Annotated in this window: 23 protein-coding genes; 7 read left to right on the top strand and 16 right to left on the bottom strand. The window is 71.2% G+C overall.

What is annotated here, in order from left to right; genetic code table 11:
• Positions 1–31 precede the first annotated feature (31 nt).
• From ACYVKX_RS14275 to ACYVKX_RS14255, 5 genes are read right to left on the bottom strand one after another with little or no spacing between them, the layout of a single operon-like run.
• Positions 32–790, bottom strand: coding sequence for an ABC transporter ATP-binding protein (locus tag ACYVKX_RS14275; RefSeq protein ID WP_460833511.1), 759 nt, complete (start codon positions 788–790; stop codon positions 32–34).
• A complete protein-coding gene (locus tag ACYVKX_RS14270) occupies positions 780–1,529 on the bottom strand; it encodes an ABC transporter ATP-binding protein (protein ID WP_460833508.1) in 750 nt (249 codons plus the stop codon). Before ACYVKX_RS14270 ends, ACYVKX_RS14275 begins: the two co-directional genes overlap by 11 nt.
• Positions 1,526–2,680 carry a branched-chain amino acid ABC transporter permease gene (locus ACYVKX_RS14265; protein ID WP_460833505.1) on the bottom strand — a complete coding sequence of 385 codons (1,155 nt, stop codon included), beginning with the start codon at positions 2,678–2,680 and terminating at the stop codon, positions 1,526–1,528. Before ACYVKX_RS14265 ends, ACYVKX_RS14270 begins: the two co-directional genes overlap by 4 nt.
• Complete coding sequence (locus ACYVKX_RS14260; protein ID WP_460833503.1) at positions 2,664–3,548, bottom strand: branched-chain amino acid ABC transporter permease; 885 nt, start codon at positions 3,546–3,548, stop codon at positions 2,664–2,666. Before ACYVKX_RS14260 ends, ACYVKX_RS14265 begins: the two co-directional genes overlap by 17 nt.
• A gap of 7 nt (positions 3,549–3,555) precedes the next feature.
• Positions 3,556–4,818: an amino acid ABC transporter substrate-binding protein gene (locus tag ACYVKX_RS14255; protein WP_460833500.1), complete on the bottom strand. Its 1,263-nt coding sequence runs from the start codon at positions 4,816–4,818 to the stop codon at positions 3,556–3,558.
• 204 nt (positions 4,819–5,022) lie between these two features.
• Between ACYVKX_RS14255 and ACYVKX_RS14250 the strand changes: the two genes are divergently transcribed.
• Both ACYVKX_RS14250 and ACYVKX_RS14245 read left to right on the top strand, forming a co-directional pair.
• Positions 5,023–6,039 carry a LacI family DNA-binding transcriptional regulator gene (locus ACYVKX_RS14250; protein WP_460833758.1) on the top strand — a complete coding sequence of 339 codons (1,017 nt, stop codon included), beginning with the start codon at positions 5,023–5,025 and terminating at the stop codon, positions 6,037–6,039.
• Positions 6,040–6,173: 134 nt separating this feature from the next.
• The gene (locus ACYVKX_RS14245) at positions 6,174–6,338 is read left to right on the top strand and encodes a hypothetical protein (RefSeq protein ID WP_460833498.1); all 165 of its coding nucleotides are present in this window, start codon (positions 6,174–6,176) and stop codon (positions 6,336–6,338) included.
• Between the two features lie 4 nt (positions 6,339–6,342).
• Here the strand turns inward: ACYVKX_RS14245 and ACYVKX_RS14240 are convergent, their stop codons facing one another.
• The 4 genes from ACYVKX_RS14240 to ACYVKX_RS14225 form a co-directional block, all read right to left on the bottom strand.
• A complete protein-coding gene (locus ACYVKX_RS14240) occupies positions 6,343–6,753 on the bottom strand; it encodes a helix-turn-helix domain-containing transcriptional regulator (RefSeq protein ID WP_460833495.1) in 411 nt (136 codons plus the stop codon).
• Positions 6,754–6,853: 100 nt separating this feature from the next.
• Complete coding sequence (locus ACYVKX_RS14235) at positions 6,854–7,177, bottom strand: hypothetical protein (RefSeq protein WP_460833493.1); 324 nt, start codon at positions 7,175–7,177, stop codon at positions 6,854–6,856.
• On the bottom strand, positions 7,178–8,101 hold the full coding sequence (mshB, locus tag ACYVKX_RS14230; RefSeq protein ID WP_460833491.1) for an N-acetyl-1-D-myo-inositol-2-amino-2-deoxy-alpha-D-glucopyranoside deacetylase: 924 nt from the start codon (positions 8,099–8,101) through the stop codon (positions 7,178–7,180).
• 101 nt (positions 8,102–8,202) lie between these two features.
• Positions 8,203–8,427 carry a PIN domain-containing protein gene (locus ACYVKX_RS14225; RefSeq protein WP_460833489.1) on the bottom strand — a complete coding sequence of 75 codons (225 nt, stop codon included), beginning with the start codon at positions 8,425–8,427 and terminating at the stop codon, positions 8,203–8,205.
• Positions 8,428–8,436: 9 nt separating this feature from the next.
• Here ACYVKX_RS14225 and ACYVKX_RS14220 point away from each other — a divergent pair, with 9 nt between their 5' ends.
• The gene (locus ACYVKX_RS14220; protein WP_460833487.1) at positions 8,437–8,667 is read left to right on the top strand and encodes a hypothetical protein; all 231 of its coding nucleotides are present in this window, start codon (positions 8,437–8,439) and stop codon (positions 8,665–8,667) included.
• Positions 8,664–9,065, top strand: a complete 402-nt coding sequence (locus ACYVKX_RS14215; protein WP_460833484.1) for a type II toxin-antitoxin system VapC family toxin — start codon at positions 8,664–8,666, stop codon at positions 9,063–9,065. The genes ACYVKX_RS14220 and ACYVKX_RS14215 overlap by 4 nt, the downstream gene beginning before the upstream one ends.
• A gap of 52 nt (positions 9,066–9,117) precedes the next feature.
• On the opposite strand, the gene ACYVKX_RS14210 is transcribed toward ACYVKX_RS14215, so the two are convergent.
• The 6 genes from ACYVKX_RS14210 to ACYVKX_RS14185 form a co-directional block, all read right to left on the bottom strand.
• Entirely contained in the window at positions 9,118–9,387 is a 270-nt protein-coding gene (locus tag ACYVKX_RS14210; protein WP_460833481.1) for a hypothetical protein, read from the bottom strand.
• Positions 9,384–9,767 (bottom strand): type II toxin-antitoxin system VapC family toxin, encoded by a 384-nt coding sequence (locus ACYVKX_RS14205; protein ID WP_460833479.1) that lies wholly within the window; start codon positions 9,765–9,767, stop codon positions 9,384–9,386. The genes ACYVKX_RS14210 and ACYVKX_RS14205 overlap by 4 nt, the downstream gene beginning before the upstream one ends.
• Positions 9,764–10,033 carry a hypothetical protein gene (locus tag ACYVKX_RS14200; protein WP_460833476.1) on the bottom strand — a complete coding sequence of 90 codons (270 nt, stop codon included), beginning with the start codon at positions 10,031–10,033 and terminating at the stop codon, positions 9,764–9,766. Before ACYVKX_RS14200 ends, ACYVKX_RS14205 begins: the two co-directional genes overlap by 4 nt.
• A 42-nt stretch (positions 10,034–10,075) precedes the next feature.
• Positions 10,076–10,456 (bottom strand): (deoxy)nucleoside triphosphate pyrophosphohydrolase, encoded by a 381-nt coding sequence (locus ACYVKX_RS14195; RefSeq protein ID WP_460833473.1) that lies wholly within the window; start codon positions 10,454–10,456, stop codon positions 10,076–10,078.
• A gap of 66 nt (positions 10,457–10,522) precedes the next feature.
• Complete coding sequence (locus ACYVKX_RS14190) at positions 10,523–10,837, bottom strand: type II toxin-antitoxin system PemK/MazF family toxin (RefSeq protein ID WP_460833470.1); 315 nt, start codon at positions 10,835–10,837, stop codon at positions 10,523–10,525.
• Entirely contained in the window at positions 10,827–11,057 is a 231-nt protein-coding gene (locus tag ACYVKX_RS14185; RefSeq protein WP_460833468.1) for a hypothetical protein, read from the bottom strand. Before ACYVKX_RS14185 ends, ACYVKX_RS14190 begins: the two co-directional genes overlap by 11 nt.
• A gap of 69 nt (positions 11,058–11,126) precedes the next feature.
• Between ACYVKX_RS14185 and ACYVKX_RS14180 the strand changes: the two genes are divergently transcribed.
• From ACYVKX_RS14180 to ACYVKX_RS14170, 3 genes are all read left to right on the top strand, one after another.
• Complete coding sequence (locus ACYVKX_RS14180; protein ID WP_460833466.1) at positions 11,127–11,993, top strand: hypothetical protein; 867 nt, start codon at positions 11,127–11,129, stop codon at positions 11,991–11,993.
• 61 nt (positions 11,994–12,054) lie between these two features.
• Entirely contained in the window at positions 12,055–12,291 is a 237-nt protein-coding gene (locus ACYVKX_RS14175) for a hypothetical protein (protein ID WP_460833464.1), read from the top strand.
• A gap of 5 nt (positions 12,292–12,296) precedes the next feature.
• Positions 12,297–12,707: a type II toxin-antitoxin system VapC family toxin gene (locus ACYVKX_RS14170; protein ID WP_460833462.1), complete on the top strand. Its 411-nt coding sequence runs from the start codon at positions 12,297–12,299 to the stop codon at positions 12,705–12,707.
• Here ACYVKX_RS14170 and ACYVKX_RS14165 read toward each other — a convergent pair.
• Complete coding sequence (locus ACYVKX_RS14165; protein ID WP_460833754.1) at positions 12,625–12,960, bottom strand: DUF433 domain-containing protein; 336 nt, start codon at positions 12,958–12,960, stop codon at positions 12,625–12,627. The two genes, ACYVKX_RS14170 and ACYVKX_RS14165, sit on opposite strands and share 83 nt — an antisense overlap.
• Positions 12,961–13,097 lie beyond the last annotated feature (137 nt).

Here is a 13,097-nt window from a genome sequence, read left to right as displayed (position 1 = left end):
GTGTCGTTGCTGTGATGGATCGGTACGTCGGTCAGGCAGGTACGCCGGGGGGCGAGCCGCCCAGGTAGAGCTCGGCCAGCTGCGGGTCGTCGAGCAGCGCGGGCGCCGGGCCGGTGAGATGCACGCGGCCGAGGTCGAGCACACAGCCGATGTCGGCGGTCTCGAGCGCGCGGCGCGCGTTCTGCTCCACCAGCAGCACGGCGATGCCGGCCTCGCGCATCCGCACGATCTGCTCGAAGACCTTGCTGGTGGTCTTCGGGTCCAGACCCATCGACGGCTCGTCGAGCAGCACAACGCTCGGGCTCACCATGAGCGACCGGGCGAACTCGACCTGCTTCTGCTGGCCGCCGGAGAGCGCCCCCGCCAGGTCGCGCCAGCGCTCGGCGACCACCGGGAAGAGGGACCGCACGAAGTCGACGTGCTCGGCGATCGCCGCCTTGTCACGGATCGTGTAGGCGCCGAGCCGGACGTTCTCCTCGACCGACATCTCCTTGAAGACCGAGTGGCCCTGGAGCACGTGGGAGAGCCCGTTCGCGAGCATGTCGTGCGGACCGTCGCGGGTCACGTCACGGCCGTTGACCGTGATCGTTCCCGACCGCGGGGTCAGCATCCCGCTGGCGACCTTGAGCACGGTCGACTTGCCGGCGCCGTTCGGACCGACCAGGCAGACGATGCTGCCGGCCGGCACCTTGACGGTCAGGCCGCGGAGCACGAGCGCCGCCCGCCCGTAGCCGGCCTCGATGTCGGTGAGCTCGAGCAGATACTCGGGGGGATGGGTGTCAGACGCCAAGGTAGGCCTCCAGGACTCGCCGGTCCTGCTGGACCTCGGACGGCGGGCCCTCCGCGATCGGACGGCCCCGGTCGAAGACCACGACGTGGTCGGACAGGCTCATCACCAGGTCCATGTTGTGCTCCACGATGACGAAGGTGCGGCCCTCGGCGTTGAGCTCGCGGACCAGCGTGGCGATCCGCCCGATCAGCGCGGGGTTCACGCCGCCGGCGGGCTCGTCGAGCATGATCGTCTCGGGGTCGGTCATCAGCACCCCCGCGAGCTCGAGCAGCTTCTGCTGGCCATAGGAGATGTCCCGCGCCTCGGACCGCTCCAGATGGTCGATGCCGACCCGGCGCAGCAGCTCCCGCGCCCGGGCGATGTCGTCGGCGTTGTGCGCCCCGCGGAGCCCGTGCACCAGGCCCGACGGGCGGACGCCGACGAGCATGTTGTCGAGGACGGTCATCCGCGGGAAGACCCGGCACAGCTGGAAGCTGCGGCCGACCCCCGCGCCCGCGATGCGGTGCGGGGCCTTGCCGGTGATGTCGCGACCCCGGTAGGAGACCGTGCCCGCATCGGCCCGGACCATCCCGGTCACGCAGTTGAAGAACGTCGTCTTGCCCGACCCGTTCGGCCCGATCAGCGCGTTGATCCGACCGTGGTGGAAGGTCACGTCGGCGCCGTCGACGGCGCGCACGCCGCCGAAGCTCTTGGTCAGACCACGCGTCTCCAGCGAGGCGGTGGTGGTCGACGTACTCATCGCGCGACCTCCTCGACCCGTGCAGCGCCGTCGGGGGGATCGGCCGGCCCGTCCCCACGGCCCTGGTCGATGCGGCGGTTGCGCTCGAGCAGGTCGGACGCGGACTCCTCGCGGATCGAGGTGCGCGACCCGGGCCGCAGCCGCTCGACCAGCGCGCCGAGCGCCGGCAGCACCCCGTCGGGCATGAACAGCACGACCAGGGCGAGCATCAGGCCGAGCGCGACCAGGTGGATCTGGGTGTCGCCGAAGTTGGCCTTGAAGTACTCCAGCGCGTAGCCGACGATCACCGCGCCGACCACCGGGCCGAAGAGGCTGCGGATCCCGCCGAGCAGCGACATCAGCACCAGGTAGGCGCCGAGCAGGATCGAGAACTGGAAGATCGGGTCGAGGAAGCCGAACCACAGGGCGTAGAGGCCGCCCGCCAGCGCCGTGTAGAACGCGGAGATGACGAACACCGCGAGCTTGTAGGCGAAGGTCGGCACGCCGAGCGCCTGGGCCTTGTCCTCGTCCTCGCGGATCGCCTTGAGCCCGGTGCCGAACCGCGAGCGGTCGATCGCCCACCAGGTCAGCAGCATGACCGCGACCAGCACGCAGGTGATGTAGAAGAAGCGCTCGTGCTGCTCGGGCCGCAGCACGTCAGGACCGAAGGGGCGCGGCACGCGCAGGCCGTTGGAGCCACCGGTGACCTGCGACCAGCTCTGCGAGACCAACAGCAGGATCAGCACCACCGCGATCGAGACGATCACGAACGACGCCCCGCGCACGCGCAGCGACGCGACACCGATGGGGACGGCGATCACGGCCACGGCCAGGGCCGCCACCACCCAGGCGACCCACGGGTTGAGGTCCGCCTTCATGACGAGTAGCGCGGTGCCGTAGCCGCCGAGACCGGTGTAGGCCGCGTGCCCCAGCGAGATGTAGCCGGTGAAGCCGCCGACGAAGTTCCAGCCGACCGAGAAGGCGGCGTACATCGCGATAGTGACGCCGACCGAGAGGATGAACGCGTCGGGCGCCAACGAGGGGAAGGCGACCACGAGCAGCACCACGGCGGTGAGGAGCACCGCGCGGACGCCGCGCAGGGCCCGGTCGAATCCGCTGGAGCCCGCGACCGCGGGAGCCGACGGCAGGGGCGGGCTAGAAACGCTGGGCAAGACGACCTCCGAAGAACCCCTGCGGGCGGACCATCAAGGTGGCGAACAGGGCGACGTAGAAGACCGTCTGGGCCCAGGTGGTGCCCATCGGGATCTGCAGCAGGGCCTGGGAGACGCCCAGGAGCATCGCCGCGATCGCCGCGCCTGGGATGCTGCCGAGGCCGCCGATGACGATGATCGCCATCAGCGGGCCGATCCAGTTCCAGTGCAGCGAGGGGTAGATCGTGGCGTCGAGCGAGAGCGCCGTGCCGCCGACGGCCGCGGTGGCCAGGCCGAGCCCGAACCCGAACCCGGCGATCCGGTCGGTGCGGATGCCCAGCAGCCGGGCCGCCTCCGGATGCTGGATCGTCGCACGCAGGGCCTGGCCGAAGCGGGTGCGCGTCATGATCAGGAACAGCGCGAGCAGCGAGGCGGCCGCGAGCCCGAAGGCGATCAGCTTGACCACCGCGACCTGGGCACCGAGGAAGTCGAAGCTGGCAGCGGAGTAGCCGAGCTGGATGCGACGCTGCGCGCCGGTGAAGAGGAAGCCGAGCAGGCCCTCGATGGTGAGCGCGATCGCGAAGGTCAGCAGCACCGACATCATCGTCAGCGTGGCGGGGCGCAGCCGCGAGAGCAGGAACCGCTGCATCACCACGCCGATGCCGAAGAACAGCGGCACCGTCAAGAACAGCGTCAGCAGCGGGTCGATCCCGGTCTGCTGGTTGAACCACCACGCCAGGTAGGCAGCCAGGATGAGGAACGCCGAGTGGGCGATCATCACCACGCGCATGACCCCGAAGTAGAGCGTCAGGCCCGCGGCGAGCAGGGCGTACAGGCCGCCCAGCAGGATGCCGAGGATCAGGCTCTGCAGGAGGAGGGAGCCGGACATCAACCGGTCACCACTTCGGCTTGACCGGCATGAACGGCGCCTCGGCCTGGTCCTCCGGCAGCACGATGCGGATCTTGCCGTCGACGTACTGCTGGATCAGGTGGGCGCTCTGCGGCCGACCCTGCGCGTCCCAGCTCAGGGGTCCGACGACGGTGTCGACCGTGGCCTTGCGCAGGTAGTCGATCAGCTGCTGCTGGCACTCCTGGCTCGGGTCGGCGCAGTTGGCGTTCTCGACGGCGTCGGCGACGACCTCACCCGTGGTCCAGGCGTTGGCGGCGTCCTCGTTGGGCGCCTCGCCGTACTTGTCGGTGAAGTACTTCACGAAGGCGACGTTCTCGGGGTACTTCGCGGCTGGCGTGTAGCCGGTGGGCGAGAGGATGCCCTCGGTCTTGGCGCCGATCGCCTTGGAGAACTCGGGGTTGGTCGGCGCCGTCGAGAAGGCCGCCATGGCGGGCTGGTAGTCGAGCTGCTGCAGCGCCACGATCAGGTTGACCGCGTCCTGGTACTGCGTGCCGCCGACGACCAGGTCGGCCTTGGAGGCAGCGATCTTGGCGGCGATGCTGCTGAAGTCGGTGGTGTTGGGCGGGTAGACCTCGTCGGCGACGGTCTTCACGCCGCCCGCCTCGAGCTTGTCCTTGAGGCCGTAGGCCGTGCCTTGGGCGAACGGGTCGTCCATCGAGGCGTACGCCGCGGTCTTCGGCCGCTGGTCCGGCGGCAGCGACAGGATCTTCTCGGCGAGCCGGTTGTAGTGGTCGTTGGCGACCGCCGGCGCGGCGTAGAAGAGGTTGTCGAAACCCTGCTGGAAGACCTCCTCGGCGGCACCCGCCGGCTCGACGAACAAGAAGCCGTAGTCCTTGGCCACCTGGGCCGCGGGGATCACCAGGCGGGTCGAGAACGGGCCGAAGACGAGATCGACCTTGTCCTGGTTGATGAGCTTCTCGTAGTCGGCGGAGACGCGGTCGGCGCTGGACTGGTCGTCGAGGACGATCAGCCGCACCTGCTTGCCGAGCAGGCCGCCGTTGTCGTTGACGTAGCCGGCCCAGGCCTCGTAGCCGCGCTGCACGGCCTTGCCCGGCTCACTGAAGTCGCCGGTCAGCGGCAGCGAGATCCCGATGACGATCTCGTCGCCGCCACCGCCGCCACCACCGGAGGAGTCGCCACCCGAGCCGAGCCCGCAGGCGCTCAGGGTCGCGACGAGAGCGAGGCCGGAGGCGGCCGCGAGCGAACGACGGGTCCGGGCACCGGGCCGGGTCAGGCGCATGAGTGTCATCGGGGAATTTCCTTGTCTCGAGCTCGGGCGAGTCGCCGGAGAGCCAATGCGGGAAGCCCGTGTAAGCGATTGCGTAAGCGCTTACGTTAGGGGCTACACTGACGGTACACATGCCTCACCCCCGGTGGCAAGGGTCACACTCGACCAGATCCGCGGCACCAGGCAGGGCGACGAGAAGACGGAGGTCCACCGGTGTCACCCGTGATGCGGCCGCGCCTGCTCGACGTCGCCGAGGCGGCGAGCGTCTCGATCGCCACCGCCTCGCGGGCGCTCGCGGGCACCAACGGCGTGAGCCCGGCAGTGGCGGAGAGGGTCCGGGCCACCGCCCGCGAGCTCGGCTACGTCACCAACATGCACGCCCGGTCGCTGGCCGGCGGCAGCTCGGACAGCATCGGCCTCCTAGTGCACGAGATCGGCGACCCGTACTTCTCCGAGATCGCCAGCGGCGTGCTCGGCGTCGCCACCGAACGGGGCCTCACCGTCCAGATCTGCCACACCGGCCGCGACCCCGACACCGAGCTCACTCAGGTGCGCGCGCTCGTTGCCAACCGGGTCGGCGCGATCCTGGTCGCCGGCTCGGGGTTCGTGGACCCCGAGATCGAGACGCCCGCGCGGCTCGAGTTCGAGAGCTACGCCGCCTCCGGCGGCCGGGTGGCCGTGATCGGCCGCCACCACCTGCGCGCCGACGCCGTGCTGCCCGACAACGTCGACGGGGGGCGGCAGATCGCCGAGCACGTGCTCGACCTGGGCCACCGGCGCGTCGCCGTGGTCGCCGGATCCCGCGCTCTGACCACCGTGGCTGATCGGCTGGCCGGCATCCACCTGGCCTGCGACGCCGCCGGCGTGCCGCGAGAGGACATCCCGGTACTGGAGGAGGCCTTCGCCCGCGACGGCGGCCGCACAGGCATGCGCCGCATCCTCGAGGATCACCCCGACACCACCGCGGTGATCGCGCTCAACGACGACATGGCGATCGGGGTGCTCGCCGAGGCCCGCCGCGCGAGGGTGTCCGTGCCGGGCGAGATGTCGGTGACCGGGTTCGACGACGTCGCCGTCGCCGAGGACCTCGCGCCCGCACTCACCACGATCCGGCTGCCCATGGCCGAGATGGGGGCCAAGGCACTCGGGCTGGCGCTCAAGGAGCCGGGCCGACGGACGCGGCGCGCCAAGATGCCTGCCACACTCGTCGTCCGCGAGTCGACCGCGCAGGCGAGCGGCTGACGGCGCGAGCGCGGACCGCGCGGGTCAGGAGCGAGCCGACGGCCGGGGAGCGGCACCCATCGCGACCACCAGCCCGCGGGCAGCGCCACGACCGCGACCGCCAGCAGGAGGCCCCCCTTCCGGTCCCGCCCCGCGTGGTGTCGGTCGGCGCCGAGGCCACAGGTCGGAAGAAGCCGCTCTTGGTGGTGGTTGACGGTCGGGACAAGCCGTTCCGCACCACCCTGAGCTACGCCGACTATGCAGCGGTGCGCTCGATGGGCGATGAGTATCTGAGCCGCAACCCGCGCTCCGTCGGCTGAGGGCCTACGCGGGAGCCTTCGTGCGGGTTCGCAGACCGTGAAGGTGGCGAGCAAGGCCCGCCGGGTCGGCGCTGCGCCCAGCCAGGAGAGGCTCGGTGACCTGACTCCGTTCTTCGTCGGCGAGCGGCTCGAGGGTGATCCTCATGCCGAGCGCGGCGGCCACCTCCGCCAGCGTGCCGAGCGTCGGGTTGGACTTCTCGGAGGCAAAGAGGCGTCGGATCGTCGCCGGCTCGACCTGGATGGCGCGAGCGAGCTCGGCCTTGGAGAGCCCGGCTGCCTCGCGGGCGTCGTCGAGGGCATTGACCACCTCGTCGATGGTGGCGATGCGCATGGACTCGACGACGAACTCCCGAAGGAACTTCGGGTCTTCGAGGTCACGCGCAAGGTCGTCCCAGAAGGCACTCGTGCTGGCCATGGCGGTCGCTCCTCTCTCTCCAGAGCGTATCATAGATGTTACGTTCCAAGGAGGGCGCAGAGACTCGTCGAGAGATGTCCGGAAGCGTCTCGGGTCGTGGTCAGGAGCGAGCCGACGGCCGGGGCAGCGTGCCCAGCGCACCGACCAGCAGGACGAGGCCGAGGATCAAGACGGCGTACCCCTGGACGTCCCGGCTGATCAGGTAGTCGCCCTCGGCCCGCGGCATCGTCAGCCAGCCGACCACCAGGTCGAGGCCGACCACGAACGCCAGCCGCGACCACCAGCCCGCGGGCAGCGCCACGACCGCGGCCACGACGGCGACGGTCGCGAGGGCCAGGCCCCACCAGAGCTGGTGCAGCGCGACGGTCGCCACACCGGTGACCGCGCCGGCCAGCAGGAGGCCGGCGGCCGCGAGGAGGCGCATCTAGATCCCGGCGAAGAGGTCGGTCTCGAGGCCGTCCGCGCCGACCGGGCCGCGCTCCCCCTTGGCGATCCGGAAGAACTCCACCCCCCACGCGACGTCGCCGAGGTTGTTGGAGAGCGCGAAGAAGGGGCCGTCGGTGGTGATCTGGGTGGCGTGCGCGCGCATCGCGGCGAGCTTGCGGTCGACGTACGCCGTCGCGTCGACGCCCGCCGCAAGGTCCTCGTCGGCGGTGACGAAGGGCGGCAGCGGCCCGTCGGGGTCCATGCCCTCGAAGGTGGTGGTGTCGCCGGCTTCGCGCAGCGCCCGCAGGCCGGCCCGCAGCCGGCTCTCCGACATCGCGCCCCAGTAGATCTTGGCGACCTCCCAGGGATCGCCGAGGTCCTTGCGGTACGACGGCACCGCGGCCAGCTGCGCGGCGTACATCGCGACCCGGTGGGCCTGGATGTGGTCGGGGTGGCCGTAGCCGCCGAACTGGTCGTAGGCGACGAGCACCTGCGGCCGGACCTCGCGGACGATTGCGACGAGGTGGTCAGCCGCTTCGGTGAGGTCGGCGCGCCAGAACGCGTTGTCATGGCCCTGTCCATCTTCTGGCAGGTCACCCGCGATCGCGTAGCCCTCGTCGTGCCACTTCATCCCGGAGTCGCGGTAGGTGCCGAACCCGCCGAGCCACCGGTGGTCGGTCACGCCGAGCTCCTCCATCGCCGCCGCCAGCTCCTCCTTGCGGTGCTCGCCGAGGCGGTCGTCGCGGTCGGCGGCGAGGTGCTCGAGACCGGGGACCAGGATCTCGCCCATCTCGCCGGCGGTGCAGGTCACCAGCGTCACGCCGCGGCCCTCGGCGACGTACCTCGCCATCGTGGCGCCCTGCCCGATCGACTCGTCGTCGGGGTGGGCATGCACGAGCAGCAGGCGCTGGTCAGCGGTCATTCGTCGATCCTAGGTACGTCGGTGGTCGAGCCTGTCGGTGGTCGAGCCTGTCGAGACCCACAACCCACGCGAGGCGCTGGATCTTCCGCGCGGCGACGCCGTCACCAGACCGTGATCACTCGCGGCTGCGGATGGGACCGCATCCGCCGGTCCTTGGTGACCAGCTGCGCTCCCGTCACGATCGCGGTGGCGAAGATCAGCCGGTCCGCCGGATCGCCCGGGAAGGTCGCGGGCAGCGCGACGGCGGTCTCGGCGATCTGCGGCGTCACCGCCATCGTGGCGATCTCGCGGGAGAGGCCGGAGAGCCAGCCGGCGCTTGGTGCCATGATGGCACCATGAAGCGGATGAACCTGCGCGACGTGCCCGACGACGTCTACGCCGCGCTTGCCGAGGCTGCGGCCGACAACCGGCAGTCGCTGTCGGCCTTCGTCGTCGACAGACTCAGCGAGATCGCCCGGATGACGCACCTGAGCGACTACCTCGACTCCTACCCGCCCCCGAGGGAGACCGGCGTCAGTCTCGAGGACGCCGTGGCAGCGGTGCGGGAGGCACGGGAGGCGTCGTGAGCCCGACGGTGATCGACGCCTCGGTGCTGACCGCCTTCTACGCCGCCGACGACCCTCGGCGCGACGCAGTGGTCGCCAGGCTCCGGGCTGGCGACGAGCTGTTCGCACCCGCGCACCTCGACGCCGAGGTGGTCTCCGCCCTGCGCGGGATCGCGCGCAGCACTCCGGCCGTCGAGGCGTCCGTTCCGTCCGCCCTGCGACACCTCGCGAGCATCCCGATCCGCCGGATGCACCTGGGGCCGTTGCTGCCGCGCATGTGGGAGCTCCGGGAGAACATCACGCCGTACGACGCCGCCTACGTCGCCCTCGCCGAGCGGCTCGACGGCACCCTGGTCACAGCGGATCGCCGGCTGGCATCGGCCAGCGGTCCCCGGTGCCCGATCGACGTCGTCGGCTGACCCCGCGTACTGACCCCGCGTGCTGACCCCGCGTGCTGACCGGCCGTGCCGGTCACGGCTCCGTGAGCCGCCGCGGCTGCGTGGGCAGTTCCAGGGGCGGCCGGGCGGCCGGCCCGTCGTCGGCGTCCAGCCAGCCGTCGTACTGCTCGACCAGCAGCTCGAGCTCGAGGTCCGGGGCGTCGGTCAGCACCGCCCACGGGTGGCCCTCGTCGTCGTCCTCGCCGGCCAGCCGTTCGCGCTCGACCCGGGCGTCGTAGCCGAGGCCGATCAGCCGGGCGACCGCCGCCCGCGCGTCGTCCTCGTCGAAGAAGATGCCTCTCATGGCATCACCACGATGCCGCGCCGCTCGGCGGCGCCACGGAGTCGGCGGTCGAAGCTCGCGACCGCAGCACCTGCGGACTCGGCGGTGAGCAGGACGCAACAGTCGGGCAGTTTCAGGCCAGTGCTGGCCCGCAGCTCGGCAAGTCGCGGCGCGGCATCGCCCGGCAGCGGCCGCTCCTCGACACCGATCGTGGCAAGCGCCGCCGCGCCTTGGTCGAGACGACCGCCGCGCGCGTAGCCGACCAGCACCTCCGCGACATTGACCGTGCTCATCCAGATCTGCTCGCCAGCCAGGTCCGCCAAGAGAGCCGTCGCCTCGTCGTGGCGGGGCTCCTGGGCTCCGAGGTGGGCGATGACGAGGCTGGCGTCTAGGGCGATCACTCGGGCCAGTCCTCGCGCAGCCTCTCGAGGTAGCCGGGCTCGAAGATGTCAGACGCACTCCCCGCGGTGCGTTCGACGGCCGCGCGTCGCTCGGCGATCCGGGCCGCATCGGACGCCCGCACGGCCTCCATGCCTTCGGCGATGAGGTGCAGGAGGAGGATCCGCGGCTTGTCGCGGTCTTCGGGCCAGCGGCTCGCCGCGACCTCGAGCGCCTCGGCGACCTCTTGGGTCTCCGTGATCGGATAGCGCGGTCGTGTCGTCGGCACACGCGTGAGTGTAACACCAAGTCTGCAAGTGATACACCGCCGTCAGCTGAGCAGTCGGCCAAGGGCACGCACGAACGGGCGGTCGGGCTCCAGCCAGTCGACCTCGCCGAGCTCATCGGCGCCGAGCCAGCGGACCCGGTCGTGCTCGCGCGGCCGCGGCTCCCCCGCGACGAGCGAGGCGGTCGCGACGGTGAGCACATGGCGCTCCCCGATCGCGACCTCGCCGGGCAGCCAGCCGGTCACCTCGATCGCGCAGCCGAGCTCCTCGGCGACCTCGCGCACGAGCGCGGCCTCGGGTGTCTCCCCCGGCTCCACCTTGCCGCCCAGGAACTCCCACCGACCGGCCGCCTCCGGCGGGCGGGTACGCCGGGCGGCGAGGACGCGCCCGTCCCGGAGGATCGCCGCTCCCACCACTGGGCTCACCACGCTGGGCTCACCACGCTGGGCTCACCACGCTGGGCTCACCACGCTGGGCTCACCACGCTGGGCTCATCCGAGGCCGAGGACCGTACGCAGCCCGGCGTCGACCTCGTCCATCTCGGCACGGGAGAGATGCCCGACGATGTCGCCCAACCGCTCAGGGTCGACGGCCGCCGTCTGCTCCACCAGCACTTTCGTGGTGTCGCCCTCGATCTCGATCTCCGGCCGGAAGCTCGCCGATCGCGCGCTGCGCGAGGTCGGCGCGACGAGCCAGGTCGAGAGCGGCAGCAGGTCGGATTGGACGACGACGGCGTACCGGCGTCCGTGCTGCTCGTGCCCCGTGGCCCCCCGGGGAGCACGGAGCTTGTGCACGTCACCACGCACGCAGATCCTCCATCTCCTCCAGAACCGCCCTCGCCTCGGCCCGGTCGTCATGGTCGGAGGCGATGCTCTCCGCCTCGGCACGGAGCCGCGCGGCACGCTCCCGGCGGGCGGCCTCCACGATGGCGTCCCTGATCGCCCGCGAACGGTCGCGGCCCTCGCCGACGAGGGCCGCCAGCGCGGCGTCGACCTCGGGGTCCGTGCGGAAGGTGATGGTGGCCATGCACCGAAGGTAACACCAAGTGTCATACCCTGTGTGTCACGGTCCGACTCCGAACTAGGCTCTCAAGTCGTGCACCTGACCCCGGCCTCGGACCTCGCAGACGAGGTCGACGCCCTCGCGGCGCGGTACGGCGGCCGGGTCGGCCTCTCGGCGGTCCTCGTGGACCTCGACCGGCGGCTGCGGCGTACCCTCGCGCCCTGCCGGACGCCGCACCGGGCCTGGACGTGGGACCGGGCGGACCGCCGCGACCGGCGCTGGTGGCCGCAGGGCATCTCGGTCGCGCCGGGCGGCCGCTACGTGGTCACCACCTGGTACGCGAAGGGCGGCGGCGTCCGGCTCTCGTTCCTCGACACCCGCCGGCGCCGCTACCGCCACGTCGAGCTGGTCGCCCCGACCGTCGACGGGCACGAGGCGCTGCGCGCGCACGCCGGCGGGGTCGCGTGGCTCGGCACGCGGCTCTACGTCGCCGCGACCCGCGAGGGCCTCTGGGTCTGCGACACCGACGACATCGTGCGCGGGCCGGACGGCTACCTGCTGCCCGTGCGCCAGCTGCTCGAGCCGTCGGAGCCGTTCCGGTGCTCATTCGTCGGCTCCGCCGGGGACGGCCTGGTCGTGGGCGAGTACGACGCCGCCGGCGGTCGCCTGGGTCGCGGTCCCGTCGGCGGTCCGCTGGTCACGCACGACGCCGGCGTCCGGCGCGCCCAGGGCGCCGTACACACGGGCGGCCGCTGGTACCTCACCGCCTCGCACGGCCCGTGGCGGCCCGGCTCGGTCTGGAGCGGCCCGGTCGGCGCGCTGCGCGAGCGGCGGCACGCCGTGCCGATGGGCCCGGAGGACCTCGCCCACGACCCGGCCGCCGACCGGCTCTGGACGCTCACCGAGCACCCCGGACGCCGCTGGGTGCTCTCGATGAGGCGTTCAGCTCTCGGTGGTTGAGGAGGTTGCGCTGGGCGCGTGGAACGAGGGACAGGTGACCGCGGTCGCTAGACTGATGGTCATGTCCGAGGCGCGCGAGGAGCTCATCCACCTCATCGAGGAGCTTCCCGAGGCAGAGGTGAGCACACTTCTGTCGACTGCCCGCGCGCTCGACTCACGGAGGACACGAGGCGACCGTCCTTGGCCCCCGGCGTTCTTCGGCAGCATCAAGCACGCGGCCAACGACCGCACCGACAACGCCAGCCGGGTCGATGAGTTGCTTGCCGAGGCAGGGTTCGGCCAGGACTTCCGCGGATGATCTTGGTGGACTCGGGTCCGCTGATTGCCGCCGCGATCTCGGATGATCGTGATCACCGTCGATGCGTCGACATGTTCGCCGCTCTGCACCTCAACTCAGAGAAGCTGCTGGTGCCGCAGACCGTCGTCGCGGAGGTCGCATACGCCATCCAGAAGCAGGGCGGAACGGATCAGGAGCTGATGTTCCTGCAGGCGTTCGCCGATGGAGACCTGGCGCTGGTCGACCTCGTCACCCAGGACGTCACCCGCGTTATCGAGCTCGTCGACACCTACCGAGACTTCCCGCTCGGGACGACCGACGCGTCGGTGATCGCGATCGCCGAGCGGCTCAATGTCACCGACATCGCGACGCTGGATCACCGGCACTTCCCGAACGTTCGGCCGCGTCACACCGACTACCTGACTCTCCTGCCATAGTCGCGAGCAACCTGGCACGCAGGCCTTGAGGCGGGTAGATCTCCTCCATCCGCTCCCGGAGCTCTGTACCGAGTCGGGCCTGCTCAGCCAGGTAGCTCTCGACCTCGGCGCGGTGCCGCAGATAGTAGGAGAAGATCGCATAGACGTCCGCGAGCGCCACCGTCTCGTAGTCCTCGTGGATCGCGTCGGGCGACTCGCCCCTCTTGAAGGCGGCCACGAGGATGTCGAGGGAGATGCGAGTGCCGGGCACCATGAGCCGACCGGCCCGGTCTCGGACCAACGGAACAGGCTCGGGCTCGATCGTTTCAGCGGTCACCGCCATACCTCCGTTCTGCCCTGCCGAGGATACCGCCAGTCGCGCTCCGGGTCGGCATGGTTCCGGCGCCCACG

The organism is Nocardioides hungaricus (assembly GCF_054782915.1).
This window is presented reverse-complemented; position numbering and strand designations above follow the sequence as displayed.